This window comes from Nannocystis exedens (assembly GCF_002343915.1).
Lineage (GTDB): Bacteria > Myxococcota_A > Polyangia > Nannocystales > Nannocystaceae > Nannocystis > Nannocystis exedens.
Window position 1 is genome coordinate 10,534,888 of the sequence record NZ_NETK01000001.1, and the last position, 26,531, is coordinate 10,561,418.

The window sequence follows — 26,531 nt, forward strand, 5'->3', positions numbered from 1 at the left end:
ATGGCAGTCGCGCCATGACCGTTCGGGCATGTCCTCGAGGTCATCGAGCGCGATGCGGCCGGAGGCATGCCACGCCTGCGCGGCCCTGCGAGGCCGTCCCGGTCATGCCGCGCGTCGGTGGGGGCGCTGGCGGTCGCGGTCATGCCGCGCCTCCGATCGTGTGCGCCGCCTCGAGGGTCGGGGGGCGGCGAGGGCCCGCTCGACGCACTCCTGGATGGTCGGGAAGTCGGTGATGCCGGTCCAGAACACGGTCCAGGCGCCGCCGGTGTAGCTGCCGTCGGCGCGCTGGAAGTACCAGGGGTTGATCGGGTTGTCGACGCGGGCCCGCCAGAACAGCTTGGGGGTCTCCCGGGTCATGCGCAGCCACAAGGAGCCGCCGATCCCCTCGCCCTGGGCCTCGCCGGTGACGGCGAATTTGTCGAGGTAGGGGATCGGGCCCTCGTCGGTGAGGATCGCGGCGGCGCGGTAGCTGTCGGCCAGGTAGATCCGGCGGAACGGCTTGCGGGTGAAGTAGTCGGCGACCGGCGGGCGGCCGAACGCGGCGGTCAAGAGGCCGGCGAGGCGCGGCAGGTCGACGCTCGCCAGCGACTCGTGGAGGATGATCCGCTCGCCGCGGCGCACGAGGGTGCCCGAGCCCTTGTGGGTGAAGAGCTCCATGGCCAAAAGGTCAGGTGAGGTGATCGAGACCGAGGAGGCGCGCGGGAGCTTGCCGAGGAGGTCGTGGATCAGCTCGAGCTTGTGGCGGGTGCTCTTCGACAGCCACGGCTCGGCCAGCAGCGGCTCGTAGTCCTCGGCGAGGTTGACGGCCGAGATCAGGTCGCCGTACTCGTCGCGCAGGCCGCCCTGGGCGCGCAGGAGGATGATCTTGTACGGCTGCAGGCGCAGCGCGAGGGCGTGCGCGGCGAGATCGGGCCCGAGGTCGAGGATCTGGCCGCCGGCGGTCTCGCCGATGCTGGCGAGCACGGGCATCGAGCCGGCCTTGAGGCTCGAGTCGATGGCGTCGGTGTCGACGCGGACGATCCGGGCCCGCTGCTCGCCGGGGCGCTCGCCCTCGTCCAGCTCGGCCGCGAACACGCCGCCGACGACGGGCCGGCCGCGCGCGCCCATCTCCTCGAGCATGTCGACGAGGCGCAGGTTCTCGGCGCGGAACACCCGGCGCACCTGCTCGAGCGCCCGCGGCGAGGTGCGCTGGGCCCAGTCGGTCGGGTCGACGCCGGCAGCCTCGAACGCGGCCTGCAGCTGCGGCCCGACGCCGTGGACGACGACCGGGTGGAGGCCGACCTGGTGGAGGAAGTTGAGCGAGGAGGCGAGGCTCTCGAGGTCGTCGGCGAGCAGGCCGCCGCCGACCTTGATGACGGCGAAGCGCTTGTGCTCGACGCTCGAGAACTGCTTGAGGTACTGCTCGACCTCCTTGCGGCCGCCGAGGTTGCGCAGGAGCTTGACGATCAGCTCGCGGGGGTTGGGCATGGTCGTTGGATCTTCAGGACAGGATCGCGCGGTAGCGGGACGCCGCCTCGACGAGGTCGGCCAGCGGGACGTACTCGCCCGCGGTGTGGGCCTGTTCGATCGAACCTGGCCCGTAGACCAGGACGTCGCAGCCGGCGGCGGAGAACAGGGCGGCCTCGGTCCAGAAGTCGACCGGGTCGCCGGGCGGGAGGCCGAGCCGCGCGGCGAGGGCGGAGGCGGCCGCGCGGGCCTCGGCGAGGCGCGCGGGGCCGCCGGCGGGCAGCGGCGGGGCGAGGAAGCCGGGGGTGAAGCGGACGCGCTCGGGGTCGGGCGCGAGGGCGAACAGCTCGGCCAGCGCGGCCGCGGGCGGCAGCTCGGGCGGCGGCCGCACGCCGAAGCGCACGGCGGCGGCGCTGGCGATCATGTTGGCCTTGAGGCCGCCCTCGACGGCGCCGAGGTTGAGGCGCAGGCCGCGGAGCGGGCCCACGGCGCCCGCGGCCTCGCTGGCCTCGGCGCGGGCGAGGGCCAGGCTGGCCCATCGGACAGCCTCGTGGACGGCGCTGTCGCGCAGGGCCCGGGCGGCGGAGGCGTGGCCGCCGGTGCCGGAGAAGGCGGCGGTGGCGGTGCCGATCCCGCGGTGCTCCAGCACGGCCCGGCAGCGGGTCGGCTCGCCGACGACGACGCTGCGGAAGGTCGGGTGCCGGGGCGCGGATGACCGCGGGGACAGGTCGGCGGTCCGGGTGGACAGGTCGGCGAACGCGGCGGCGCCGGCTGGTCCGGAGGACAGGTCAGATGTCCGCGGAGACAGGTCGGCGGGCGCGGCGCCGGCGGGTCCGGGGGACAGGTCCGCTGTCCGCGGGGACAGGTCGGAGCGGGCCAGGAACTCGCGGACGCAGCGGCTGCTGCCGGCCTCCTCGTCGGACGAGAACAGCACGGCGGCGGGGCCGGTGGTGGTCTCGAGCGCGCTGAGCAGGCAGGCGGCGGCGCCCTTGATGTCGCAGGCGCCGAGGCCGATCGCGCGGTCGCCCTCGACGCGCAGGACGTGCGGGTCGGCGGTCCAGCCGGGGTCGGCGGGGACGGTGTCGACGTGGACGTTGAACAGCACCTGCGGGGCGCCGCGGACGGCGAGCAGGTAGACGCAGCCGTCGCCGAGGTCGACGGTGTCGCAGGCGAGACCTGCCCCTTGGAGCATGTCCCGCAGGTAGGCGAACAGGCCGGCGTCGCCGGCGATCGCCCGCGGCGGGTTGCGGGTGTCGAACGCGACGAGGCGCCCCAGGTGCTCGAGGGTGCGCCGCAGCGTGGCCTCGGTCATCGCTGCCCGGGGCGCCGGCGCGGGTTGACGCGCGCGGACAGGGTCGAGCTCATGCCGAGCAGCTTGATGAAGCCCTCGGCCTCGCGGGCGTCCCAGTCGGCCGACTGGGCGTAGACGGCGCCCTTGTTGCGCAGGATGTGCTCGGAGCGGACGGCGACCGGGGTGACGACGCCGCCGGCGGTCTCGAGGGTGACGATGCCGCTGACGAACGTCTGCGAGGAGCGGAGGAACGCCTCGAGGTCGTCCTTGAGCGGCTCGAAGAAGAAGCCGCGGTAGACCAGCTCGACCCACTTCTTGGCGACCAGCGGCTTGAAGCCGTTTTGGTGGGCGGTGAGGATCGCCTCCTCGAGCGCGCGGTGGGCCGTCATCAGGCCGGTGATGCCGGGGCACTCGAACACGATCCGGCCCTTGAGGCCGATCGTGGTGTCGCCGGTGTAGATGTTGCGGCCGACGCCGTAGGCGCCGAGGCGCTCGTTGAGGCGGCGCAGGATCTCGGGGCCCGGCATGGCCTCGCCGTCGAGCTTGACGGCGACGCCGCGCTCGAACTCGATGTCGACGCGCAGGGGCTGCTTCGGCCAGCTCTCCGGGCGCGCGCACATCTGCCAGGTCTCGGGGCCGGGGGCCTGGAACTCGTCGATCTCCGAGCCCGAGGCGGTGACGCCGAGGAGGTTGACGTTGATGCTGTACTTGGCGGTCTTCGGCCGCACGTGGTGGCCGAGCTTCTGCAAGTACTCGGCCTCGTAGGCGCGCACGGCGTGGTGCTGGTGCTGGATGTCGCGGATCGGGGCGACGATGTCGTAGTCGCCGAGCGAGCGCACGGTCTGGTCGAAGCGGACCTGGTCGTTGCCCATGCCGGTGCAGCCGTGGGCGAACACGCGGGTGCCGCGGGCGTCGCACAGCGCCAGGGCGCGCTCGACGATGATGTAGCGGTCGCTGACCAGCAGCGGGTAGACGTCCTGGTAGAGCTGACCGCCGATGACCAGCGGGACGACGACGTCGTCCCAGATCGGCTGGGCGCCGCTCTCGGTGACGTGCTCGACGGCCCCGAGGTCGCGCGCGCGCTGCTCGATGTAGGCCCGCTCGGCGTCGTCGACCCCGCCGGTGTCGACGAACAGGGTGATCACGTCGTAGCCGCGCTCGCGCAGGTAGGGCACGCAGAAGCTGGTGTCGAGGCCGCCGGAGAAGGCGAGCACGACCTTCTTGTTCGAAGCTGTACTTTGGGACATCTGGGGGATCCTGGGAGCGAGGCGGGGACGGGCGAATCGGGGGATCAGAGGGCGCCGCGCAGCAGGGCGTCCATCACGGCTTTCTGGACGTGCAGGCGGTTCTCGGCCTCGTCGATGTGGATCGCGCGCGGCGAGTCGAGGACCTCGTCGGTGACCTTGACGTTGCGGCGGACCGGGAGGCAGTGGCTAAACAGGGCGTTCGGGGTCATCGCCATCTTGGCGGCGTCGACCATGAAGCGCCGGCTGGCCTCGCGGATCGGCTTCTCCTCGTCCCAGCGGCCGAAGTAGGGCAGCGCGCCCCAGCTCTTGGCGTAGACGATGTCGGCGCCGCGGTAGCCCTGCTCGATGTCGTGGGTGACGGTGAGGGTGCTGCCGGCGGCCCTGGTGTACTCGGCGGCGGCGTCCATGTAGCGCCGGTCGAGCACGTACTCGGGGCTGGGACACAGGAGGGTGACGTCCATGCCGAGCTTGGCGGCGATGATCAGGGCCGAGTTGGCGACCGCGGTGTTGAGCGGCTTGGGGTGGTACGTCCACGTCAGGCACATCTTCTTGCCCGCGAGGTCGCCGAGCTTCTCCTGCAGCGTCAGCGCCAGCGCGAGCTCCTGACACGGGTGCGTGATCGTCTCCATGTTGATCACGGGCACGGTGGCGTGGCGCGCGAACGACTGGATGACGCGGTCCTCGCGGTCGACCTCCCAGCGCTGGAACTTGGGGAAGGCGCGCACGGCGATGGCGTCGACGTAGCGCGAGAGCACCCGCGCGACCTCGCGGACGTGCTCCTCGGGCTCGCCGTCCATCACGACGCCGTCGTCGAACTCGATCGGCCAGGCGCCCTTGCCCGGCTCGAGCACGATGGCCTTGCCGCCGAGCTGGTGCATGCCGAGCTCGAAGCTGGTGCGCGTGCGCAGCGACGGGTTGAAGAAGACCAGGGCGATCGACTTGCCGGCCAGAGTCTGCGCGTGCGGCCCGGCCTTGAAGGCGCGCGCGGCGGCGAGGAGCGCTTCGATCTCGGCGCGGCTGTAGTCGAGGGTCGAGAGGAAGTGGCGCACGCGCGCTCCTCTAGCACAGGGGGGCGTGCGGCCAAATAGGCGCGGGGGCCGACGTGCGGCGCGGGCGATCGAGCGATTGTGAACTTCCTCTCGCGTTCGCGGCGGGCTGGCCCGTCGCGGCGGCGTGGGCCTCGCCGGGCCGGCGGGGCGCTCGCCCCCGGCGGCGCGGTGCTGGTGATTCGGGACAGGTCCTTTGGGGCATGTCGCAGGAGACATGCGGGGCGCTGAACGGGCGATGGTTCGGCTCGTGATCGAGGGACCACCGCCGGTGCATCGGCGGTGCCGGCTGGGGGGGGAGCGCATGAGGAACCACGACGAGCGCAGTTCTTTTTTAAGAGGAAAGACTGGACGACCGACCGCGGGTCGGTCACTATACAGACCGGCGGTCGGTCTGAGGAGAGATGGCGCGGATCATCAAAAAACCCGAGGTACGGCGGGGGGAGCTGCTCGATTGCGCGCAGGCGCTGTTCTTCGAGCGCGGATACGAGCGCACGACGATGAACGACATCCTCGCGCGGGCAGGGGTGTCAAAAGGCGGCTTCTATCACCACTTCGAATCGAAGGAGCAGCTGCTCGCGGCGCTGGCGGCCCGGACGGCGCAGGCGACGGTGGCCCGATTCGACGACGTGCTGGCGGCGCCGGGGCTGGACGCGCTGGCGCGGCTGAACGCGTTCTTCGCCCGGGCGCGCGAGATCAAGGTGGCGGAGGCGCCGGCGCTGCGCGCCACCTACGATTCGCTGTTCAGGCCGGAGAACACGGTGCTGTACCTGCGGATCCACGCGGCGGTCAATCCGGTGATCGCGCCGGTGCTGGCGCGGATCCTCGAGCAGGGGCGCGACGAGGGGGTGTTCGACGTACCGGACCCGCTGGCGGCGGCCGAGATCGTGCTGCAGCTCGGTACGACGATTCAGGGGGCGATGGGCCGGGCGCTGGCGGCCGTCGGGACCGACGACGCAGAGGCGGCGATCCAGGCGCTCGAGGCCCGCTTGCGGTTCCACGGGCTGGCGGTCGAGCGGATCCTCGGATTGCCGCCAGGGAGCATCCGCTTCATCGAGCCGGACACGGTGGCGGCGGTGATCGCCGATGGGAGGATTTTACAAAGATGACCCCGGAGAAAGTGACGCTGACGGCCGAGAAGGAGACGCTGCTGATCACGCTGTGCGCGAAGGCGGGCGAGAGCCGGCTGCCGGACTCGCTGCTGCGCGACGAATACGCGGCCCGGGCGGTGGAGCGCATCGACTACGACTTCAAAAAATTGAAGGTCGACCGCAACCTGATGATCGGGGTGTCGATGCGGGCGCACATCTTCGACGGGTGGACGCGCGAATTCCTGGCGCGGCATCCGGCGGCGACGGTGCTGCACATGGGGTGCGGGCTCGATACGCGCGTATTTCGTGTGGATCCGGGGCCGGGAGTGCGCTGGTTCGATGTCGACTACCCGGAGGTGATCGCGCTGCGGGAGCGGCTGTATCCGGCGCGGGAGGGGTATGCGATGATCCCGACGTCGGTGACGGGGCCGGGGTGGATCGAGGAAATTCCAGCGGACCGGCCGACGCTGATCCTGGCGGAGGGGCTGATGATGTACGTGGGGGTGGAGGCGGTGCCGCGCCTGGTTTCGCGGTTGCTCGAGCATTTCGCGCACGGGGAGCTGGCGTTCGACGGGTTCAGCAAGCGCGGGGCGCGGATGATCCTGCGCCACCAGGCGGTCAAGGCGACGGGGGCGTCGATGCACTGGACGATCGAGGAGCCGCGCGCGCTCGAGCGGGAATTTCCGAAGTTGCGATTGATCGATGATTATTACGCGTACGATCCGCGGGGGTACGATCCGCGGCAGGTGGCGCGATTGTCATGGGCGGCGCGCGTGGCGGTGAAGCTGTTCACGCGGATCCCGGCGCTGGGGCGGATCAGTCGATTGCTGCGGTATCGGTTTTGAGGCGGGCGTGCGATGCTGGATCGACGGGGAGAAGGTCGATGGGACGGCGGCTTCGAGCGGCGACGGGGTGGCTGGGTGGGGTGTTGCTGTGGGCCTGTTCACCTGGCAAGCCCGACGGCTCGACCGGGGGGCGAGCCGGCGCCCACGTCGACGGGTGAGACGAGTTCGTCCTCGGCGGCGACCGGTTCGAGCACCGGCGTCGAGCCCACGTCCGCTTCATCCTCTGCGAGCGACGGAGCGGGGGGCTCTTCTGGGCATGGAGCTGCGCTACCCGGCGGAGGAGGACTGGGCCGCGCTGGCGCCGATCGACGGGGTGGGGCCGCGGATGTCGCTGAAGCGGGTCCAGTCGGGGCAGGCTCGCCGGCATCACCTCGACCTGTATGCGGAGGATCGGGCGGCGGAGGTCGAGCGCCTGCTCGCGCTCGGGGCTCGGCGCGTGGAGGGGTGGGATTACGAAGAGGGCGCCGATTACGTGGTGCTGTGCGACCCGGACGGGAATCGCTTCTGCGTGGTGCAGACCTGAGCGCGGCAACTCAGGCCGGGTGAAAGTTCGCCGGCACCTGGGGGTTGCGGACCCATCCCTGACCGTCGTGGACGACGAGCGGGGGGTACTTGTCGTGGATGAGGCTGACGTGGGTGACGAGCCCGCCGGCGTCGCCGAGCCAGAGGTGGAGCATGCAGGCGGGCGGCTCCATCGCGAGAGCGAGCCGGTGCGCCGGGGGGAGGTCGAGCGCGAGCTGGTGCCTGGTGGACGGACAGGTGCAGGCCACGGTGCCCGCGAATCGGCGCACGATCGGGCGGTGAAGGTGGCCGCAGACGACGCGCTCGACCTGCGCGTGCCGCCGGAGCACGGCCGCGAGTCCGTCGCTGCCGTCGAGCCCGAAGGCGTCCATCAGCGCGAGGCCGCTCGCAAACGGGGGGTGATGCATGGCGACGAGCGTCGGACGCTGCGGCTGCTCGGCGAGGCGAGCGTCGAGCCAGGCGAGCCGCTCGCCACACAGCCGACCTCCGGGCTCGCCCGGAATGTGGGTGTCGAGCGCGACGAGCCGCACCGGCCCGTCGTCGACGGTGTACTGCAGAAAGCCGGCGCGCGGCAGGTACGAATGATCGGCGAACACGCGGCGGAGGTTGTCGCGATGGTCGTGGTTGCCGGGCAGCAGGTACACGGGCATCCGCAGCGGCGCGAGCAGCTCGCGCAGCCGCTCGTACTCGCCGACCTCGCCGCGATCGACGAGGTCGCCGGTGATGACGACGAGGTCGGGCCGAGCCTGGAGACGATTCAGGTGCGCGACGGCGCGGGCCAGGTGCTCGGACGTGTGAAGGACGACGTCTTCGGGGCCCTCGGGCGTGCTGACGTGGGTGTCGCTGAGCTGGGCGATGAGCATGTTCCCTCACCGGCGCGCGGCCGGTGCTCGCATGATAGCGCACGTACAGTGTTGCAAGGCCCGCTATCGGGCCGCTCGAAGCCGCCGGGCCGCCGGCCTCCCAATTGGCGGAGGCTCCCGAAGGCCCACCGCCGGGGGCGGCTCGGCGATTTTCTTGCTACGTTGCCGGATCGGACGCATGGTCGATTTCCCGCGGGCAATGGTCGTCGTTTGCACTCGCCAGGCGCCCAAACAATGGGCGGTCGCGGCGTCACGATCGTGCGAGGCTGAGGTCGGATGACGGAGACGAGTGACGAGGCGCTGCTCCACGCGTGGATCGACGGGGACGCGGCGGCGGGCAAGCAGCTGGTGACGCGGCATTACCGGCGGATCTTGCTGTTCTTCTACTCCAAGGTCGGGCCCGAGCTCGGCCGCGACCTGACGCAGGCGACCTTCGAGACGCTGTGCGCCAAGAAGGTGGTCTTTCGCGGCGAGTCGTCGGTGCTGACCTACCTGTTCGGCATCGCCCGGTGGAAGCTCGTTCACCACCTGAGGACTCGACGGCTGCACGACGAGCGTTTCGAGCCGCTCGAGCACTCGGTCGAGCTGCCGGAGGTCGACCGCTCGATCACCTCGCTGTTCATGGGCCGGCAGCGCGAGGCGCTGCTCGTCCGCGCCCTGCGCTCGCTGCCCCTCGACGACCAGATCGTGCTCGAGCTCAAGGAGTACGAGGGGATGACGTCGCGCCAGCTGGCCGAAATCTACGAGGTGGGCCGCGACACCATGTCGAGCCGGATCAACCGCGCGCGCCAGCGATTGACGGTGGCGGTGCAGCGCGCGGCCGAGTCGGTGCAGCTGATCGACTCGACGCTCACGGGGCTCGACGAGTGCATGCGAGAGATCCGTCAACGCCTCGATGGCGCAGCGCGAAGCGCCCGCTGAGCTTCGAGAGCAAGTCGACGGCGCGGCTCAACAGCCCGGCCCGGCGAACACGGGGACCGCGCCGCATTCGTGCGCGGCGTAGTAATCCCCGGGCGTCTCGTCGTCGCCGATGTCCTCGGTCGTGCCGTAGCCGAGCTGACCCTCGGAGTTGCTGCCCCAGCAGCGCACGGTGCCGTCGACCGCGAGCACGCAGGTGTGCGAGTAACCCAGCGCGATCTTGACGACCGGATCGATCTGTCCGTCGTGGTCGAGGTCGCCGACGTCGACCACGCCGCCGTTGCCCATCGCCGCGTAGGCCTCCGCGGGCGTGAGGTGGTGGCCGATGCTCCAGTGGCCGGTGGTGTCCCTGAGCCCCGGCCCGTAGCCCAGGCTGCCGCGGATGCCCCAGCCCCAGCAGCGCACGCGGCCGGCGTCGTCGAGGACGCAGGCGCGCTTGCGGCCCATTCGCAGGTCGACCACCCGGGCGCCGTCGAGGTCCCCGAGCTCGACGGCGCGGAGCGGGCGCGGCACCAGGCAGCCGACGCCGTGGCTGCCCTCGTCGCACGCGGCGATCCGGTCGAAGCGCTCGCCGAGCGCGCCGTCGTCGTTGCCTCCCCAACACCGCACCTCGCCCGCCACGCTCAGCACGCACGCCCAGCCGCCGTTCATGCGCACGGCGGCCACCTCGAAGCCGGCGAGGCCCTCGACGTCGAGCTCGGGCGTGTTCGGCGTGCGACCGCGGGTGCCGTCGCCGACACCGTCTCCGGCGTAGCGGTTCACGGGCCAGCCGGTGCCGAGCTGGAGGTTGCGGTTGCCGCCCCAGCAGCGCACGGCGCCGTCGTCGAGCCGCGCGCACACGTTGCTGATGCCGAGCGACAGCTCGCGCACGCCGACGTCACCGAGGTCGATCGGCTCCGCGGGGGGCTCGGCGCGCGGCTCGGTGTCGCCGCGGCCGAGCTGTCCGTGGCTGTTGCTCCCCCAGCAGTACACGCCGGGTCGCTCGGGGTCGGCGCCTGCCAGCGCGCATGTGCTCGACTCGTTGGCGGTGATGGTGCGGACGGGAGGCAAGGCCAGCGGCGGGAGCCGGGCCGGGACCTCGTCGTACGCGTCGCCCCAGTGCGTCACGCCGGGGCCGAGGCCGAGCTGCTCGCTCTCGTCGCCGCCCCAGCAGCGGGCGGTGTCGTCGTCGAGGACGGCGCACACGTGCGGGGCGAGGAACTCGAGGCCGATCTGCCGCGCGCGGCGGGGCCCGAGGTCGATGGGCGGGACGTCGCAGGGCCGCTCGTCGTCGCCGATGTGACCGACGTGATCGGGCTGCGCCAGATGAGCCCCCTGTCGGCCCCAGCAGCGCACGTGGCCGCTGCGGGTGAGGGCGCAGGTGTAGGAGTTGCCGGCGCGCAGGTCGACCACCTCCGAGTCACTGCAATCGGCCTCACAGCCGTCGGCGGGGGCGGTGTTGCCGTCGTCGCACTGCTCGTCGGCGTCGACGCGGCCGTCGCCGCAGCGGGGGGCGGCGAGGACGGCGAGGCGCTCGCCGTCCTCGCCCCGTTCGAGCGCGCTCGTGGGCGGCGGCGGTTCCGAATGATCGACATCCCGGCGCGAGACCTCGAACGCTGCGACACCGAAGCCCATCATCAACACGATAGTTCCGGCCAGCGGGGCGGCGCGCCGGCGCGACGGCGAGCGGCCCCCGATCTCACGCAACGCCGCGAGCATCACCGCCATGCCGGCGAAGCGCTGCTCCGGTCGTTTGTGACAGGCGCGGTCGAGCCAGCGGCGGAGCTCCGCCTCGGCGCGCGCCGGCAGGCCGAGCCCGCGTACGCGCGGCAGCGGCAGCATCAGGTGCTGGTACATCAGCTCGGCCGGGGTCGCCCCGGGGAACGGACGCTGCCCGGTGAGCACGAAGTACGCCACGCACCCGAGGCTGTAGACGTCGGAGCGGGCGTCGGCCTCCTCGCCGCGGAACTGCTCGGGGCTCATGTACGCCGGGCTGCCGATGACCACGCCGGTGCGCGTCAGCTCGGTCGACTCGTCGACGCGGAGCAGCCCGCGCGCCATGCCAAAGTCGATGAGCTTGCAACGATCGCTGCCGTCGTCGCGCGTACCCACCATCACGTTGGACGGCTTGAGGTCGCGGTGGACGACCCCGCGCTCGTGCGCGCAAACCAGCGCCTCGGCGAGCTGGATCAGCACCGCCCGCGCGCGGCTCCACGGCAGCGGCCCGGACCACTCGACCTCCTCGGACAGGGTGCGCCCGGCGAGCCGCTCCATCACCAGGTACACGAGGCCGTCCTCGGTCTCGCCGACGTCGTGGATGTCGACGACGCCGGGGTGGCGCACCGCGGCCGCGAGCCGGCCCTCGCGCAAGAAGCGGCGACGAACCAGCGGATCGGCGGCGAGCTCGTCGCGCAGCAGCTTGACGGCGACCTCTTTGCGGAGGCCGACGTGCTCGGCGCACCAGATCTCGCCGACGCCGCCGCGACCGAGGCGATGCAGCAGGCGATAGCGCCCGGCGATCGTGGCCGTCTCGCGCGCGGGGGCAGGCGCGAAGCCGCCGGGCCGGACGCGCTCGACCAACTCGGCGCACCAGCCGTCGACCTGCGACCCCTCCGGGGCTTCGCGGGCCGGCAAGGCAGCCGAGGCGTCCTCTGCAGGGTCCCGCCACGTCGACGGATCGCTCATCGTGCTCGACATGAGCCTATCACCGGGGGGGCTCGGGCTCGAGTCGACCGCGCGGCCGCTCGAGCCCGGCCCGAGCGCGAATCAGAACGTCGTCATGAACGCGGCGCCGTACGAGAACAGGTGCAGCTCGCCCGATGTGTCGGTGCGGGCGGCGACCAGGTGATCCTGACCGCTGCCGAGGGGGGCCACGATGGCGGTGTCGGTGACCGCGCTCAGACTCCGCGTCGCGTGGCGGGTGATGGCGCCGAACGGGTCGATCCGCCAGCCGATCATGCGGAAGTTGCCGGCGTCGTCGCGCATCGCCGAGATGAGGTCGCCGCCGGCGATCGTGGGGGTCGCGTCGTGGGCGGAGGCCTCCCCCGCCGAGATCGTGTCGAGCCACGTGATCTGGCCGCTGCCGTCGACCTCCCAGGTGTCCAGGCGCAGGTTCCCGGTGGTGGGCTGTTGCACGCTGGTGACGACGTACTCGGTCAGGCCGACCGGCACGGTGTCCACCCGGACCGAGTCCGCCCCGACGAGCGTGACGAACGTGTCGGCCCAGGTGACGCCGCCGGCCGCCGGGACCTCGAAGCTCCGCACCACGAGCAGCCCCCCGGTCGTGATCTCGGCCGTCACGACCCCGTCGAAGCCGGAAGTCACCGTGGTGATCGCCACGTCGTCGATCGCCCCGCCGGCGCCGGTGCCGTTGGGGTCGCGGGTGATGTTGAGCCCCGAGTCGACGTGGTAGTCGATGACCTTGAGGTTGCCCGCGCTGTCCTCGATCGCCGCCACGTAGCCGTCATGCGCCGGCGACCTGGTCGTCTCGACGCGGAAGACGGCGGGCTCGCTCAGCTCCTTGCCGTCCTGGCGCACGATCTGCCCGGTGGTCGACGAGACGGTGTAGGGGATGTGCTTGAGGTCGCCGTTGCTGCCGCGGATCGAGACCACGACGTCGCGCGTGCTCCGCGGGCGGGCCACCGCGGCGTCGAGCACCGAACCCTCGTTCACGGTGTACTGGTCGGTGATGGTGCCGCCCGTCTCGAGCTTGTACGAGCGCAGGCGGAGGGCGCCGCCGCTCTGGTACACCAGCAGGTCGCCGTTCGCGTGGGTCGTGAAGTGGAGGTCGGTGGCCGCCACGTCGTAATCGTTGTGGTCCTGCTGGGCCCCGATCCCGTCGGGCAGGAAGCAATAGGGACGGCCCGGGATCCACTCGTTTTCGCCGATCTCGAACCACGGCTCGAGCGGGTTGTCGGCCGCCAGCGGATCCCAGCCGGCGATGGTCACGTCCACGGATTCGCACATCTGCTCCCAGCCCTCGACGAATTCGATCTCCTCGCTCGGCCCCTCGCAGGGGCGCGAGAATGCGTCGTACGAGAACGGCTTGACGTGCATGTGCAGGTGCGGCCCGTCGGAAGCCCCCGAGTGCCCCACTCGGCCCAGGAAGTCGCCCTTCTTCACCGGCACCGGGGTCGGCAGGATGGTGCTGGTGATCATGCCGTCCCACGTCCCGCCGAGCGAGCACTGCTTCGACAGGTCGTCGGGCCAGCCGTCGAGGTCGGCGTCGCGATTCGCGGGCAGCGGACACAGCGACGACGGGATGCTGTCGACGTCGAGGTGCGCGAGATAGACGATGTAGTCGCCGTCGGCGTTGCGGATCTGGAGATGGTTGCCGCCGATCATCGGCGAAGGATCGGCGGTCCCGTCGTTGTTGAAGTCGTAGTCGACGCCGGGGGCCGGCTTGTTGGGCGTGGTGCGCCAGCAAGCGATGATCTCGCCGTCCTCGGGCGCGTACAGCGGCGCGCCGAAGATGAGGGCGTGCTCGTTGGCGGTCCCGGAGGTGCCGCTCTCGTAGCGCGACCATTGCGAGCCGCTGAATGCGGCGGCGTGGAAGTCGATGGCCCAGCTGTTGTGGCCGTAGTCGAAGCCGGTGTGGCCGGTGGCCCGGAAATAGGCGCCGTTGGGCAAGGAGTCGCCGCGGGCCGGGAACGCGACCGGATAGGCGTGAGCGTCGGCGGCCAGGCCCAGGGCGAGCAGCACGACGAGCCCCGCGGAGCTGCGGAGGAGGGGCGAGACGGGCCGCCCGCGGCGAGAGAGGAGAGAAGGAGTCCTGGTTACGAGCTTGGAGATGGTCATGAGATGAGAGCGCTGTGCTTCGGGCCGCGCAGTCGCGCGGCCACGCTCGGCGACCAGCGTCGCCGTCCCATGCGTAGTGCGAGCACCCCGAGGCTTGGTTCGCGGGGCCGTCGATTTTTTTTTCGAGCGGTGGCGCTCCGGCCTGGTCCCCGGATCGGCGAGCGACACGGCGCCCGCGTCCTGTCAGCGGCGGTCCCTGGCCATGGCCTGGAGGTTGGCGCGCCTGGCCTCGTGGGCGCAATCGGGGCACCAGGTGTGCTGATCGCGGACGGCGCTCGGGCGGGCCCACCAGCGGTGGCCCTCGCCGCACTCCCACTGGAGGTGGGTGTGGCGGTCGACGTATTTCTTCGAAATACAGCTGCCGCCGTGGGCGGCGGCCATGCGCTGCATCTCGGCGATGCCGAGGCGGGTGTCGGCGCATCGCGGGCACCAGCGATCGTCGAGGATGTCGCCGCTGGCGCGGAGCCACTCGTGGCCCTGCGCGCAGCGCCAGCGCAGCTTCTTGCGCGATCGGAGGTCGCGCTCGCCGAGCAGGGCGCCGCCGCGGCGGGCGGCGATCTCGCGGACGGCGGCGATCCAGCGTGAGCGTGCGACGAACCGCGTCGTCACGAGCTCGGCTTCGCGGGGCTACCAAGCACCTCGGAGGTTCGAGGATGGACGACGACGAGAACTTGGAAGAGCGGGGAGCCCTGCTCGCGGGGGTGCCGGGGGGGCGCAGTGCCCATCTGCCTGATCGGAGCGTCCGCGAGAGCGCGTGGTACCCTCGGCCGACGCGGGCACGATGCGGAACCATGTCGAGAGGTTGAAGGCCGCGGTGCTCCCGGCACTGCTGGGGTGCGAGGCGGGTCCGCAGGCGGCCCCCGCCGTCCCGGTGTCGGCTGCGCTCCCGGCCGAGGTGGACGGCGCGATCGCGGTGCACCCGATCACGGGATCGGCGCCGTGCGCCTGGGGATGTCGGCGAGCGAGGTGCGCGCCGCCGTGCGGCTCCAGCGTCACCCGAAGAGCTCGGGGCTCACGACGCTCCCTTACTCGCTCCACGGGAGCCCGAGAGGGCACGTGCAGGGCATCGCGGCGTCGTCACTCGCTCCACCCAGGACTTTCGCGTCGGTGAGGCGCGGATCTCGGCAGGGGCCAACCTCGCGCAAGCCGTCGCGGCGCTCGGGGATGGCGTCGATCGTTCCGACGACATCGAGAAGAACTTCGAGTGCAGGACAGGCGCCGTGCGGGTCACGAAGGGCCCCAACTTTCCCGGCGAAGCGTGGCTCACGGTGGGCTCGCGGTTCGTCGGCGAGATGACGCCCGCGCAGGTGATGGCGCAACACTCGGTCCTTGCGCGCGTCATCCCGGCGAGCGCCGTCGGGCGGGCTCGTGAGCGCTCCCACGCACGCCGCAACTGCCCGTGCTGCTGCGCTCGGGGGTCCAGCCCGGTGGCCCTCGCACGCCTCAAGCGCCCTCGCGAGCGAGTCTGCAGCGTCGGCAAGTCGCGGGACTCGCAGAACCGGGCTCTGCGGGCCGCCTCGCTCCGCGTCGCGCTGTGCGGGGAGTGCGTGAGGTGCCCCGCGGCCCGGGCGTCGAGGCGTGCTTCACGGGAGCTTTTTCAGGCGGACTTGGCGTGAGGCGGCCCGCGGTGCGGCGCCTCCGGTGGCGCGCCGGTGTCGCCGGCGACCCGCAGGACGACGGGGGGGCGGCGGCGTGACCCTCGGCGGTCGGGCGCGTAGCTGTCCCTCGGGCCAGTTTTCGTGGCGGCGGAGCGACCGCCCCGGCGGGGTTCGCGGGCGCTTCCCCTCCGGGCGGGAACGCGCTAGCTAGCGTGCCCGACGCGGAGGCCCATGGCTGCAGCTTTGTCGAGGATCGACCCACCGAGCACCCCGGGCCTCTTGGCGCTGGCCGACGGGACCCTGTTCCGCGGCCGCGCGCTCGCGGCCGAGGGGCGGACGTGCGGCGAGGTGGTGTTCAACACGGCGATGACCGGATACCAGGAGGTCGTCACCGACCCGAGCTATCACCAGCAGATCGTGACGCTGACGGCGGCGCACGTCGGGGTGGTCGGGGTCAACCCGGACGACGAGGAAGGTCGCGGGCCGCAGGTCGCCGGGCTGGTGGTCCGCGACGCGCCGCGCACGTTCGCGTCGTGGCGCGGGCGCGAGGACCTCGGCACGTACCTGCGCCGCGCGGGGGTGGTGGCGGTGGCCGACATCGACACGCGCCGACTGACGCACCTGCTGCGCGAGCGCGGGGCGATGGCCGGCTGCATCGCCGCCGGCGAGGCGGCCCGCGACGAGGCGGCCTGCGTGGCGGCGGCCCGGGCGTTCCCGGGGCTGCAGGGGGCGGCGCTGGCCGAGGCGGTCAGCCTGCCCGAGCCGGCCGGCTGGGCGGCGGGCTCGGTCCGCTGGCTGGGCGGACATGTCCAGAAGGGCAGGTCAGACGGGACAGGTCTCGCTGGGCAGGCTCTCGAGGACATGTCTGAAGGGCTAGCCGGCCACGTGGTGGCGTTCGACTTCGGGGTTAAGCGCAACATCCTGCGGCTGCTGGTCGACCGCGGGCTGCGGGTGACGGTGGTGCCGGCGGCGACGACGGCGGCCCAGGCGCTGGCGCTGCGGCCCGACGGGATCTTCCTGTCGAACGGGCCGGGCGACCCGGAGCCGCTGCAGGCCCAGCAGGCGGCGATCCGCGAGCTGGTGGCGGCGGGGCTGCCGGTGTTCGGCATCTGCCTCGGGCACCAGCTGCTGTGCCTGGCGCTCGGGGCCCGCACGTTCAAGATGAAGTTCGGCCACCACGGGGCCAACCACCCGGTGCGCGAGCTGGCGACGGGGCGGGTGCTGATCACGAGCCAGAACCACGGGTTCGCGGCCGACCCGGCGACGCTGCCGCCGGCGCTGCGGCCGACGCACGTGTCGCTGTTCGACGGGTCGCTGCAGGGGGTCGAGCTGGCGGGCCGGCCGGTGTTCTCGTTCCAGGGCCACCCGGAGGCGTCGCCGGGGCCGCGCGAGCTGGCTGGTCTTTTCGACAGGTTCGCCCGCGAGGTGGTCGCGGGCCGGGCCGCGAGGGGGGTGTGAGATGCCCAAAAGGACAGATCTGAAGTCGATCCTGATCCTCGGCGCGGGGCCGATCGTGATCGGCCAGGCGTGCGAGTTCGACTACTCGGGGGTGCAGGCCTGCAAGGCGCTGCGCGCCGAGGGCTACCGGGTGGTGCTGGTCAACTCGAACCCCGCGACGATCATGACCGACCCCGAGACGGCCGACGCGGTCTACATCGAGCCGGTCGAGTGGGAGACGGTGGCCAGGATCCTCGAGCGGGAGCGGCCCGACGCGCTGCTGCCGACGATGGGCGGGCAGACGGCGCTGAACTGCGCGCTCGACCTGTTCCGCAACGGGGTGCTGCAGCGGCTGGGGGTCGAGCTGATCGGGGCGAAGGTCGAGGCGATCGAGAAGGCCGAGGACCGCGAGCTGTTCAGCAAGGCGATGCGTTCGATCGGGCTCGAGATGCCGCAGGCGGTGTTCTGCCGCTCGGTGGCGGAGGCGCTGCAGGCGGCCGAGTCGGTCGGCTTCCCGGCGATCGTGCGCCCGTCGTTCACGCTCGGCGGGACCGGCGGCGGGATCGCCGGCGACGCGAGCGAGCTGGCGGCGATCGCGGCCCGCGGGATCGAGGCCAGCCCGATCGGCCAGATCCTGGTCGAGCAGTCGGTGCTCGGCTGGAAAGAGTTCGAGATGGAGGTGGTCCGCGACCGCGCCGACAACTGCGTGATCGTGTGCGCGATCGAGAACCTCGATCCGATGGGGGTCCACACCGGCGACTCGATCACGGTGGCGCCGGCGCTGACGCTGACCGACAAGGAGTACCAGCGCATGCGCGAGGCGTCGTTCGCGGTGATCCGCGAGATCGGCGTCGAGACCGGCGGCTCGAACGTGCAGTTCGCGATCGACCCGCGGACCGGCCGCATGGTGGTGATCGAGATGAACCCGCGGGTGTCTCGCAGCTCGGCGCTGGCCAGCAAGGCGACCGGGTTCCCGATCGCCAAGGTCGCCGCGCGCCTGGCCGTCGGCTACACGCTCGACGAGCTCGGCAACGAGATCACGCGGGTGACGCCGGCGTCGTTCGAGCCGGCGATCGACTACGTGGTGGTGAAGTGCCCGCGCTTCGCGTTCGAGAAGTTCAAGGGCGCGCAGACCCGGCTCGGCACGCAGATGAAGTCGGTCGGCGAGGTGATGGCGATCGGACGCACGTTCCAGGAGGCGCTGCAGAAGGCGCTCCGCGGGCTCGAGATCGGGGCGGCGGGGCTCGAGCGGCGCGGGCCCGAGCTCGACGAGCCGGGGTTGACGGCGGCGCTGGCCGAGCCGGGGCCGGAGCGGCTGTTCGCGGTGGCGGAGGCGCTGCGGCGCGGCTGGCCCAAGGGACAGGTCGAGCGCCTGACCGGGATCGACGCGTGGTTCGTCGACCAGCTGGCGGAGCTGGTCGAGGTCGAGCTGGCGCTCGCGGGTCGCTCGCTGGTCGAGCTCGACGCGGGGCGGATGCGGGCGCTCAAGCGGATGGGCTTCTCCGACCGCCGGATCGGCCAGCTGCTGCAGGTGAAGGAGGCGGCGGTGCGCGAGCGCCGGCAGGCGCTCGGGGTGCGGCCGGTGTTCCTCCGCGTCGACACGTGCGCGGCCGAGTTCGCGTCGGAGACGCCGTATCTGTACTCGAGCTACGAGGAGCAGTGCGAGGCCCGGCCGACGACGCGCGAGAAGGTGATGATCCTCGGCGCGGGGCCGAACCGGATCGGGCAAGGGATCGAGTTCGACTACTGCTGCGTCCACGCGGCGCTGGCGCTGCGCGAGGCGGGGGTCGAGACGATCATGGTCAACTGCAACCCGGAGACGGTGTCGACCGACTACGACACGGCCGACCGGCTGTACTTCGAGCCGCTGACGCTCGAGGACGTGCTCGAGGTGATCGCGGTCGAGCAGCCGCGCGGGGTGATCGTGCAGCTCGGCGGGCAGACGCCGCTGAAGCTGGCCCGCGGGCTCGAGGCGGCGGGGGTGCCGATCCTCGGGACGTCGCCGGACGCGATCGACGTGGCGGAGGACCGGGCCCGGTTCCAGGCGCTGCTGCACGAGCTCGGGCTGAAGCAGCCCGACAACGCGACGGCGACGACGATGCCCGAGGCGCTGGCCAAGGCGGAGGCGCTCGGGTTCCCGCTGGTGGTCCGGCCGTCGTACGTGCTCGGCGGGCGGGCGATGGCGATCGCGCGCTCCCAGGCGGAGCTGGAAGGGTACCTGGCGGAGGCGTTCGCGGCGGCGGAGGAGCAGCCGGTGCTGCTCGACCGTTACCTCCGAGACGCGATCGAGGTCGACGTCGACGCGCTGGCCGATCGGACAGACGTGGTGATCGGCGGGGTGATGGAGCACATCGAGCAGGCCGGGGTCCACTCGGGCGACTCGGCGTGCGCGCTGCCGCCGTACTCGCTGCCGCCGGCGATCCAGGCGGAGATCCGGCGCCAGACGGTGGCGCTGGCGCGGGCGCTCGGGGTGGTCGGGCTGATGAACGTGCAGTTCGCGGTGGCCGGCGGCGAGGTCTTCGTGCTCGAGGTGAACCCGCGCGCGGCCCGGACGGTGCCGTTCGTGGCCAAGGCGACGGGGCGCCCGCTGGCGAAGCTGGCGGCCCGGGTGATGGCCGGGGCGACGCTGCGCGAGCTCGGGGTGACGGAGGAGCGGCTGCCGACGATGGCGAGCGTGAAGGAGGCGGTGCTGCCGTTCCGCCGCTTCCCCGGCGCAGACCCGATGCTCGGGCCGGAGATGAAGTCGACCGGCGAGGTGATGGGCAGCGGCGAGAGCTTCGCCGAGGCCTACGCGAAGGCGCAGCTCGGGGCGGGGGTGCGGCTGCCGCTGCAGGGGCGCGTGGCGCTCGAGGTGGCCGACGAGGACGCGCCCGGGCTGGTGGCGGTGGCCGACCACCTGCGGCTGCTCGGGTTCGAGGTGCTGGCCGGGGCGGCGACGGCCGAGGCGCTGGCGGGGCTCGGCTACCCGATCGGGCGGGTCGACGCCGAGCTCGACGGCGTGACGCTGGCCCTGGCCTCGGGGACAGGCGCGGCCGGCCTGCGGGCGGCGGCGACCGGGCGCAAGATCCCGTGCTACACGACGATCGCCGGGCTGGCCGCGGGGGCGCGGGCGATCCAGCGGATGCGCGAAGGGCCGCTGCCGCCGCGGGCGCTGGCCGAAGTGGCGGGGTGAGGCAGGACGCAGGGCCCCCTGTTCGAAGGGACAGGGGGCGTGTCCCCTGTTCGAAGGGGCAGGGGGCAGGAGCTCCTGCCCGAGGGGACAGGGCGCTTTCCTCTGTTCGAAGGGACAGGGGGCGCTCGCGGGGGATGCTCCGTATGTCCGAAGGAGCAGGTGGGCCTGTCGAAGCAGCGCGGGCGTCGGTTCCCCGACGCCCGCGCCGCTGCGATGCTCGCCCCCATGGAAGGGACAGGAGGCGCTCGTGGGGCGATGCTTCGCATGTCTGAAGGGACAGTTGACACCCGCGGGGGCCGGGGGGACAGAGGGGCTGGCTCTTCGTACATGCAGCGATGGACAGCCTCTCCGGCGAGCGCGGGCGGGCCGGGGGACGCGGGCGGCCGGCGGGGGGTGCCGGGGGCTGTCGGCGCCCCCGCGGCGGTTCTCGCGGGAAGGTGTATTTTCGCGCGCAGCAGTGGTATCGGCGAGGGATGCACGACAGCCGGGCGCCCCAGAGTCTCGATCCCGAGGTGTTGCGAGCCGCGTTGAGCGAGCCGGAGCGGCTGGGGCTGTACCTGTCGCGCGGGCTCGGGTTACCGGCCGAGAGCGGCGAGGGGCAGCCGGAGTTCGTGCGCGTGGCGGTGCTGACCACGACGCCGCCGCCGGCGCTGCAGGCGGACCGGCAGGCGTGGCGGGCGGCCGCGGCGGGGCTCGGTGCCGGGCCGGCGCCGCGGCTCGCAGGGCTCGATCTGGTGGCGCCGCCGACCGGGTCCCCCTGGGCGCAGGTGGCCCCGGAGACGCGGGCGGCGCTGCTGCGCCTGGCGGTGAGCTGGCTGCTGGCGACGGCGCCGGAGCTGGCGGTGTTCCACATCACCGACGAGTTCGGCGGCGGGATGCTGCTGCGCCTGCAGTCGGGGCTGGCCGCCGGCGAGCCGCGCCTGGACGCGCGCCTGCTCGAGCACATGGTGTTCGCGGCGCTGACGTATCGGCTGCTGATCCACTCGGGAGAGGCGGTGGTGGTGACGCCGGGCGAGGAGGCGACATGGTCTTCGAGACAGGTGTTCGCCGAGCACGCGGCGGTGTGGCGCCGCGCCCTGGTGTCGGCGCCGAACGAGGGGCTGGCCGGGCTCGACCTGGCCGATCTGGCGGAGGCGCTGATGTGGGCGACGACGACGCGACGCGGACGCGCGACGGTGGCAGCCGCCCCGCCGGCGATCGCCGCGGCGGTGGCCGAGGCGGAGGCCGAGCTGCGGCCGCGCGCGACGAACCTGTTGCGCGAGCGCGCCGGCGGCGGCAACTGAGGCTCGGTCGGTGCGAGACGGCGTGGGCCGTTCGCCGCGGGGCGCTGGTGCGGACGCGGCGCGAGGGGATGTGGGCGCGGAGATCGATCGCGGGCCGCCGGTGGGCGACGCCGCGGAGCAGGGCGCTCGCAGGCTCCGGCGAATTCGCGCCGTGGCCGCCGCTGGACGGGGCCGGATCGGGCAGGTAGCCTGAGGATGATGGATGCGCGTCTCGGTCAGGGCTTCGGATGGGCGGTGGCGTGTCCGGCGACGGCCGAGGAAGCCGCTGCACGCCACGTGGAAGGGCTCTGGGCGTCGTTCTTTCCGCCTGGGGCCGGCTACGCGGTGTCCCGCTCGGAGGTGGTGTCGGTGCCCGAGCCGTCGCCCTCGCGCGGCCGCGCGCGGCAGCCGGGGATGCGCCTGCAGGTCCGACGCGGCGATTTCTGCGGCGAGGTCGAGGTGGCGGCGACGACGGGGCCGCGGCGGTCACGGCTGTGGCTGCGCGGGTACGCAGGCTCGCAGCGGCTGGCCGCGGTGGAGCTGCGAGCCGCCCGCGCGACCGACCGCCTGCGCCTGGCCGGATCGCTGGCCGGCGCCTCGGCCCTGCTGGCGCTGTGCGTCGAGCTGCTGACGCATCCGCCAGGGTTCACGGTCGACATGATGTTCTTCCTCGGCGGGCTGCTGGTGGCGGTGATCATGGTGGTCGGCCTGGCGATCGGGGCGAACGTCGGGGCATGGTTCGGCGAACGCCAGGCGGTCCTCGGCTGGGTCCGCGCGCTGGCCCTGGTCGAACGCGACACGGCGCTGCGCGAGGACCTCCGCCGCTGGCGCTCGCTGGTGAAGAACCTGGCCCACTACCGCGACGCGCTGGCCGGGTCGAGCCGCCGCCAGCCGTTCCGCGCGCTCAGCCCGGGCGCGGAGGACGAGGACGGGGAGCTGGCCGAAGAGACAGGTGCGCCGCAGGCCAGCGCGGGCTGAGCGAGGGCGGCCGGGCGGACGGGCGTCGGGGCTCGAGCGCGCCGGCGGCGAGCGGCCGCACGGTCACGAGCGGGCCAGCCTCGAGAATTCGAGGACATGTCGTCGAGGGCATGTTCTCCGGGTCACGGCCCGACGGGCCGGGGCGTGACCCGGAGCTGGACGGGGAGCGGCCCGCGCCGGAGGCCGAGCGGCGCGGGTGGATGAGGGGGGACAAGGAAGGCTCGCTGAACTCGCCGTCCGTGGCCCATACGGGCCGCGACGGGCTGGTTCACGCTCGCCGAGCGTGGTTCGGTGCGCGGGCGTTTCGGGCGGCAGAGTGGTGCGTCAGGACATGTTTTTTCGGACATGTTTGTAAGGAAATGTCGAATGGGGCATTGTCTTCAAGACATGGGGGGCCCGGACGAGTCCGACGGTCATGGGCCGCCGGGCTGGGGCGTGACCTCGAGCTGGACGTGGACGATCGGGAGCACGCCGCTCGACTGCCAGCGCTGGCCGTCGTGGCTGGTGTCCGGGCCGGCGACGATGTCGACGATCTCGACGAGGTAGTCGTCGAGGGTGTAGGCGCCGGCGCTGTCGGGGCGGAGCTGGCGCGAGAGGTAAGCGTTCTCGCTGCCGACCGACAGGCCGGGGCCGGAGAGCTCGGTGTAGAGCTGCAGCGACAGGGGGATGGTCCCGCGGCCGGGGAAGGTGACGAGGGTGCGGCCGAGGGCGCTGAGCCAGACGTACACGGGGGCCTGCGGGGCGGGCAGCTTGTGTTCGTGAGGACAGGTGACGGTGGCGCGGCGCAGGCGGACGCGATCGCCGTGGCCGTCGGTGTCGACGCGCACGAGCTCGCGGCCGAGTCGGACGATCCGCGGGGTCATGCGCGGGTTGCTGACGGTGAAGCCCCCGAGCGCGCCGCCGAACACCTGCAGCAGCGGGACCTGCTCGGCCTCCTCGCGGTACGGGCCGCTGCCGCGGGCAGGGATCTCGAGGGTGACGTACTTGAAGGTGAGCGGGCCGAGCGCGAGCTCCTTGCCGACGTCGAGGGTGCGCGCCCGCTGGAGCGCGGGCAGCTTCGTCAGGGCGGCGGGGACGGTGGTGCGGACGGCCGACTCGGCGCAGGGATCGGTGGCGGCGACCGGGGCGGGCTGCGGGAGCGCGGCGGCGGGATCGATGCGCACGCGGACGTGGAGGCGGGCGTCGCCGTCGGCCTGCCAGGCGCCGTCGTAGCGGGTGCCGGGGCCGGGCGTGACGCGATCGAGGGTGATGAAGTGCGGGCCGACGCGGAAGCGATGGGCGCCGTCGGGCCGCGGCGCGAGCCAGTGGCGATAGCCGAGGTCGGTGATGTCGAGGCGCGGGGCGTCGCCGCGGCCGTCGAGGTTGAACTGCAGGAGCTCGCCCTGGAGGTCGTAAGTGTAGGTGCGGATGGCCTCGGTGCTGAGCCAGAAGGAGCGCGAGGCGGTGGTGGCGGGCATGACGGCCGCGGCCGGGCAGACCTCGCGGCTGACGGTGACGGCGACGCTCGCGGGCGGATCGCCGGCGCCGGTGCGGAGGTCGAAGCGGTACGGACCGACGAAGGTGTGGTGCTCCTGATCGGGGTGCAGATCCTCGTGCGCGCCCCAGGGATCGTGCGGGCCGACCTCGGCGCGATCGATCTCGATGCGCAGCCCGGGGCCGCGGTGGCCGGCCTTGCGCGTGCCGATCCAGGCGTCTGGATCGTAGTGGAGCTCGGCCTTGCCGATCTTCCGCGTGTCGCCGGGTCGCAGGGTGCCCTTGCCGATCGGGGCGCGGCCGCGGGCGAGGTCCGGCGGGAGCTCGGTGGGCTGCTCGCCGGCCTCGCCGCAGCGGCGATCGGGCGGGATGGCGGCGAGCGTCGGCGGAGCGGCGGGGAAGGTGGAGGCGGGCGTGCCGTTCGGGGCGGTGGCGGGAGGGCTCGCGGCCGTGCCGGCCGGAGCGGTGGCGGGCGGGCTCGCAGCCGTGCCGGGCGGAGCGGTGGCGGGAGGGCTCGCAGTCGGGACGGCGGGCTCGGAGGTGGTGGCGCTGCCGGTCGGGCTGGCTGGCGCAGGCGAAGTCGTGCTCGCGGAAGAGTCGGGGCCGGGTTGAGGGGCGGCGCCCGGGACGGCGATCGCAGGCGAGGCGTCGGTCGCGTGCTCGAGGTCGGCGGCGTCGCGGCGATCGCAGGCGCCGAGGAGCGCGAGGCCGAGGATGAGAGGGCGCGTGGTCACGGTCGGGTAACGTGCGGCCGGGGCGATCGGCGCGGAGCGGCGGGCGCGGCGAGGGCAGCCGAGCGTGGAGTCGCGGCGAGAGGGCGCCCGCGAGCGTAGGTCGAGGGATCCGGGGCGAGGTCGAGCCGGGATGCGCGCGCGAGCGGGACGTGAGGGGGGCGAGGTCGAGCTGGGATGCGCGCGAGAGCGGCCTGTGAGGCGCGGTCGGGACCGGATGCGCGAGCGCGGGTCGTGAGGCGGGGCGCGGTCGGGACCGGATGCGCGAGCGCGGGTCGTGAGGCGAGGCGCGGTCGGGACCGGATGCGCGGCAGAGAGCGAGCGAATCGTGGGGGGTGATGCGTGCGGCGAGCGGAGTCGCGGCGGTGAAGGGGGGCGGGGCCGCGCCGGCCGGAGCAGAGCGTGTGTCCCTCGGGACATGCGCTTTTGCGCATGTCCCGGCGGACATGGCCGGAGGAATAGGCTCAGGGAGCGACGGGGTTGAGGAGGACGGTGACGGCGCCGGCGTCGAAGGTGGCGACGGCGAGGTCGAGGGCGGGGCCGGGATCGAGGCGGGCGGCGTGGACCCGGACGGCGCCGGAGGGCAACTGGAGGGCCTGGGCGGGCTCGAAGGCGCCGTCGCCGTGGCCGGTCCAGTAGAGCAGGATCGGGCTGAGGGCGTCGACGGCGACGACGTCGAGGTGGCCGTCGCCGTCGAGGTCGTCGATGTCGAGGGCGTGCGGGGTGAAGGGCGGGTCGATGGCGATGGCGCCGGCGTGGGTGAAGCCGCCGGCGCCGTCACCTGTCGCAAGGGACAGGCGGGTGGGGAAGTGCTCGGCGGCGAGGATGTCGAGCGCGCCGTCCTCGTCGAGGTCGCCGAGCGCGGCGCTCCACGGGCGCACGTGGCCGACCTGGACCTCGGGCTCGACGAACTCGCCGCCGGGCCGGCCGAGCACGCGGAGGAAGCCCCGCGGGGCGTCGGCCTCGAACAGGAGCGCGTCGGGGACGCCGTCGCCGTCGAGCTGGCCGACGAGCAAATTGGCGGGGGCGAAGTCGGCGACGGCGCCGAGGACGGTGGTGGTGGTGGTCCAGGCGGCGGCGTCGCTGCCCCGGTGGACGGTGAGGCCGAACTTGTGGGCGCCGTGGCAGAGGGCGACGACGTCGTTGCGGCCGTCGCGATCGATGTCGGCGACGACGTGGTTGCGCGGGGTGGGCGGGCTCTTGAGCGTCTTGTAGGCGGCGAACTCGGCGACTTGCCAGCGGAAGATCCGGGCGGCGTCGGCGAACTGGGCGACCATGACGTCGACCCCGGCGTCGCCGTCGAGCTGGCCGATCGCCGGATAGGCGCTGGCGCCCTTGAGCGTGGGCGCGAGATCGGCGGTGAAGCTGCCGTCGCCGTGGCCGCGCGCGACCCAGCCGGCGATCAGCTCGGCGTCGTCGAGGCCCATGACGAGCAGGTCGTCGTGGCCGTCGCCGTCGAAGTCCGCGACCTCGAGCGAGTAGGGCTCGATGGCGGGGCTGAGGTCGCCGCCGGGTCCGTCGGTCGGGTCGCCGGTCGGATCTTCGGTCGGGTCGAGGCTGGTGAGGCCGCCGGTGCCTTCGCCGCCGGGGCCGCCGGTGCCTTCGCCGCCGGGGCCGCCGCCGGTGAAGCCCTCGGTGCCGCCGCCGCCGCCGGCGCCGCTGTCGCCGTCGGTCTCGCCGAGCGGACGATCGGTGCAGCCGACGAGCAGCAGCGCCAGCGCGGACGCCAGGTGGGCCCTCATTCGACAACGCTGCCACGGGCGCGCGGTCGCGGCAAGCGCCGGCCCCGGGGAGCCCTGCGCGCGATCGCGCGAGGTCCGCAGTCGGCGCTTGCG

18 protein-coding genes are annotated in these 26,531 nt (G+C 73.0%); 8 read left to right on the forward strand and 10 right to left on the reverse strand.

All coding sequences use genetic code 11. The features are described 5' to 3' along the window. Positions 1–102: 102 nt before the first annotated feature. Genes NAEX_RS41065 through NAEX_RS41080 form a run of 4 tightly spaced genes read right to left on the reverse strand, consistent with a single transcriptional unit; the run spans position 103 to position 5,033 of the window. A complete protein-coding gene (locus NAEX_RS41065) occupies positions 103–1,467 on the reverse strand; it encodes an acetylglutamate kinase (protein ID WP_096332909.1) in 1,365 nt (454 codons plus the stop codon). 13 nt (positions 1,468–1,480) lie between these two features. Further along, entirely contained in the window at positions 1,481–2,758 is a 1,278-nt protein-coding gene (locus tag NAEX_RS41070; RefSeq protein WP_096332910.1) for a M20/M25/M40 family metallo-hydrolase, read from the reverse strand. Further along, the gene (locus tag NAEX_RS41075; protein WP_096332911.1) at positions 2,755–3,984 is read right to left on the reverse strand and encodes an argininosuccinate synthase; all 1,230 of its coding nucleotides are present in this window, start codon (positions 3,982–3,984) and stop codon (positions 2,755–2,757) included. Before NAEX_RS41075 ends, NAEX_RS41070 begins: the two co-directional genes overlap by 4 nt. Positions 3,985–4,028: 44 nt before the next feature. Beyond that, complete coding sequence (locus tag NAEX_RS41080) at positions 4,029–5,033, reverse strand: N-acetylornithine carbamoyltransferase (RefSeq protein WP_211302559.1); 1,005 nt, start codon at positions 5,031–5,033, stop codon at positions 4,029–4,031. A gap of 401 nt (positions 5,034–5,434) precedes the next feature. Between NAEX_RS41080 and NAEX_RS41085 the strand changes: the two genes are divergently transcribed. The 3 genes from NAEX_RS41085 to NAEX_RS41095 all read left to right on the forward strand — a co-directional run bounded on the left by NAEX_RS41085 (position 5,435) and on the right by NAEX_RS41095 (position 7,489). Further along, positions 5,435–6,139 (forward strand): TetR/AcrR family transcriptional regulator, encoded by a 705-nt coding sequence (locus NAEX_RS41085; protein WP_096332913.1) that lies wholly within the window; start codon positions 5,435–5,437, stop codon positions 6,137–6,139. Beyond that, positions 6,136–6,966: a class I SAM-dependent methyltransferase gene (locus NAEX_RS41090; RefSeq protein WP_096332914.1), complete on the forward strand. Its 831-nt coding sequence runs from the start codon at positions 6,136–6,138 to the stop codon at positions 6,964–6,966. Before NAEX_RS41085 ends, NAEX_RS41090 begins: the two co-directional genes overlap by 4 nt. Positions 6,967–7,222: 256 nt before the next feature. Beyond that, positions 7,223–7,489: a VOC family protein gene (locus tag NAEX_RS41095; protein ID WP_170136441.1), complete on the forward strand. Its 267-nt coding sequence runs from the start codon at positions 7,223–7,225 to the stop codon at positions 7,487–7,489. A 10-nt stretch (positions 7,490–7,499) separates the two neighbouring features. Here the strand turns inward: NAEX_RS41095 and NAEX_RS41100 are convergent, their stop codons facing one another. Beyond that, positions 7,500–8,351, reverse strand: a complete 852-nt coding sequence (locus tag NAEX_RS41100) for a phosphodiesterase (protein ID WP_096332916.1) — start codon at positions 8,349–8,351, stop codon at positions 7,500–7,502. Between the two features lie 276 nt (positions 8,352–8,627). Between NAEX_RS41100 and NAEX_RS41105 the strand changes: the two genes are divergently transcribed. Continuing rightward, positions 8,628–9,272, forward strand: coding sequence for an RNA polymerase sigma factor (locus NAEX_RS41105; protein WP_096332917.1), 645 nt, complete (start codon positions 8,628–8,630; stop codon positions 9,270–9,272). A 27-nt stretch (positions 9,273–9,299) separates the two neighbouring features. Here the strand turns inward: NAEX_RS41105 and NAEX_RS41110 are convergent, their stop codons facing one another. The 3 genes from NAEX_RS41110 to NAEX_RS41120 form a co-directional block, all read right to left on the reverse strand. After that, positions 9,300–11,945, reverse strand: a complete 2,646-nt coding sequence (locus NAEX_RS41110; RefSeq protein WP_096332918.1) for a protein kinase domain-containing protein — start codon at positions 11,943–11,945, stop codon at positions 9,300–9,302. A 69-nt stretch (positions 11,946–12,014) separates the two neighbouring features. Beyond that, positions 12,015–13,949 (reverse strand): hypothetical protein, encoded by a 1,935-nt coding sequence (locus NAEX_RS41115; protein ID WP_096332919.1) that lies wholly within the window; start codon positions 13,947–13,949, stop codon positions 12,015–12,017. 279 nt (positions 13,950–14,228) lie between these two features. Further along, positions 14,229–14,654 (reverse strand): hypothetical protein, encoded by a 426-nt coding sequence (locus NAEX_RS41120; RefSeq protein ID WP_096332920.1) that lies wholly within the window; start codon positions 14,652–14,654, stop codon positions 14,229–14,231. A gap of 1,220 nt (positions 14,655–15,874) precedes the next feature. On the opposite strand from NAEX_RS41120, the gene carA reads away from it, so the two are divergent. The 4 genes from carA to NAEX_RS41145 all read left to right on the forward strand — a co-directional run bounded on the left by carA (position 15,875) and on the right by NAEX_RS41145 (position 22,492). Beyond that, positions 15,875–17,101: a glutamine-hydrolyzing carbamoyl-phosphate synthase small subunit gene (gene carA / locus NAEX_RS41130; protein WP_096332922.1), complete on the forward strand. Its 1,227-nt coding sequence runs from the start codon at positions 15,875–15,877 to the stop codon at positions 17,099–17,101. Position 17,102: 1 nt separating this feature from the next. Then, positions 17,103–20,252, forward strand: a complete 3,150-nt coding sequence (gene carB / locus NAEX_RS41135) for a carbamoyl-phosphate synthase large subunit (protein WP_096332923.1) — start codon at positions 17,103–17,105, stop codon at positions 20,250–20,252. Between the two features lie 473 nt (positions 20,253–20,725). After that, entirely contained in the window at positions 20,726–21,535 is an 810-nt protein-coding gene (locus tag NAEX_RS41140; protein ID WP_096332924.1) for a hypothetical protein, read from the forward strand. Between the two features lie 324 nt (positions 21,536–21,859). Next, positions 21,860–22,492 (forward strand): hypothetical protein, encoded by a 633-nt coding sequence (locus tag NAEX_RS41145; RefSeq protein WP_143140678.1) that lies wholly within the window; start codon positions 21,860–21,862, stop codon positions 22,490–22,492. A 413-nt stretch (positions 22,493–22,905) separates the two neighbouring features. Here NAEX_RS41145 and NAEX_RS41150 read toward each other — a convergent pair whose 3' ends face one another. Beyond that, on the reverse strand, positions 22,906–24,699 hold the full coding sequence (locus tag NAEX_RS41150; protein WP_096332926.1) for a hypothetical protein: 1,794 nt from the start codon (positions 24,697–24,699) through the stop codon (positions 22,906–22,908). A 461-nt stretch (positions 24,700–25,160) separates the two neighbouring features. Next, positions 25,161–26,438 (reverse strand): FG-GAP repeat domain-containing protein, encoded by a 1,278-nt coding sequence (locus tag NAEX_RS41155; protein ID WP_100793064.1) that lies wholly within the window; start codon positions 26,436–26,438, stop codon positions 25,161–25,163. Positions 26,439–26,531: the final 93 nt, after the last annotated feature.

Coding starts and splice junctions, on each gene's coding strand:
- NAEX_RS41065 (WP_096332909.1), bottom strand. CDS start 1,467: ATGCCCAACCCCCGCGAGCTGATCGTCAAGCTCCTGCGCAACCTCGGC.
- NAEX_RS41070 (WP_096332910.1), bottom strand. CDS start 2,758: ATGACCGAGGCCACGCTGCGGCGCACCCTCGAGCACCTGGGGCGCCTC.
- NAEX_RS41075 (WP_096332911.1), bottom strand. CDS start 3,984: ATGTCCCAAAGTACAGCTTCGAACAAGAAGGTCGTGCTCGCCTTCTCC.
- NAEX_RS41085 (WP_096332913.1), top strand. CDS start 5,435: ATGGCGCGGATCATCAAAAAACCCGAGGTACGGCGGGGGGAGCTGCTC.
- NAEX_RS41090 (WP_096332914.1), top strand. CDS start 6,136: ATGACCCCGGAGAAAGTGACGCTGACGGCCGAGAAGGAGACGCTGCTG.
- NAEX_RS41095 (WP_170136441.1), top strand. CDS start 7,223: ATGGAGCTGCGCTACCCGGCGGAGGAGGACTGGGCCGCGCTGGCGCCG.
- NAEX_RS41100 (WP_096332916.1), bottom strand. CDS start 8,351: ATGCTCATCGCCCAGCTCAGCGACACCCACGTCAGCACGCCCGAGGGC.
- NAEX_RS41105 (WP_096332917.1), top strand. CDS start 8,628: ATGACGGAGACGAGTGACGAGGCGCTGCTCCACGCGTGGATCGACGGG.
- NAEX_RS41110 (WP_096332918.1), bottom strand. CDS start 11,945: ATGTCGAGCACGATGAGCGATCCGTCGACGTGGCGGGACCCTGCAGAG.
- carA (WP_096332922.1), top strand. CDS start 15,875: ATGGCTGCAGCTTTGTCGAGGATCGACCCACCGAGCACCCCGGGCCTC.
- carB (WP_096332923.1), top strand. CDS start 17,103: ATGCCCAAAAGGACAGATCTGAAGTCGATCCTGATCCTCGGCGCGGGG.
- NAEX_RS41140 (WP_096332924.1), top strand. CDS start 20,726: ATGCACGACAGCCGGGCGCCCCAGAGTCTCGATCCCGAGGTGTTGCGA.
- NAEX_RS41155 (WP_100793064.1), bottom strand. CDS start 26,438: ATGAGGGCCCACCTGGCGTCCGCGCTGGCGCTGCTGCTCGTCGGCTGC.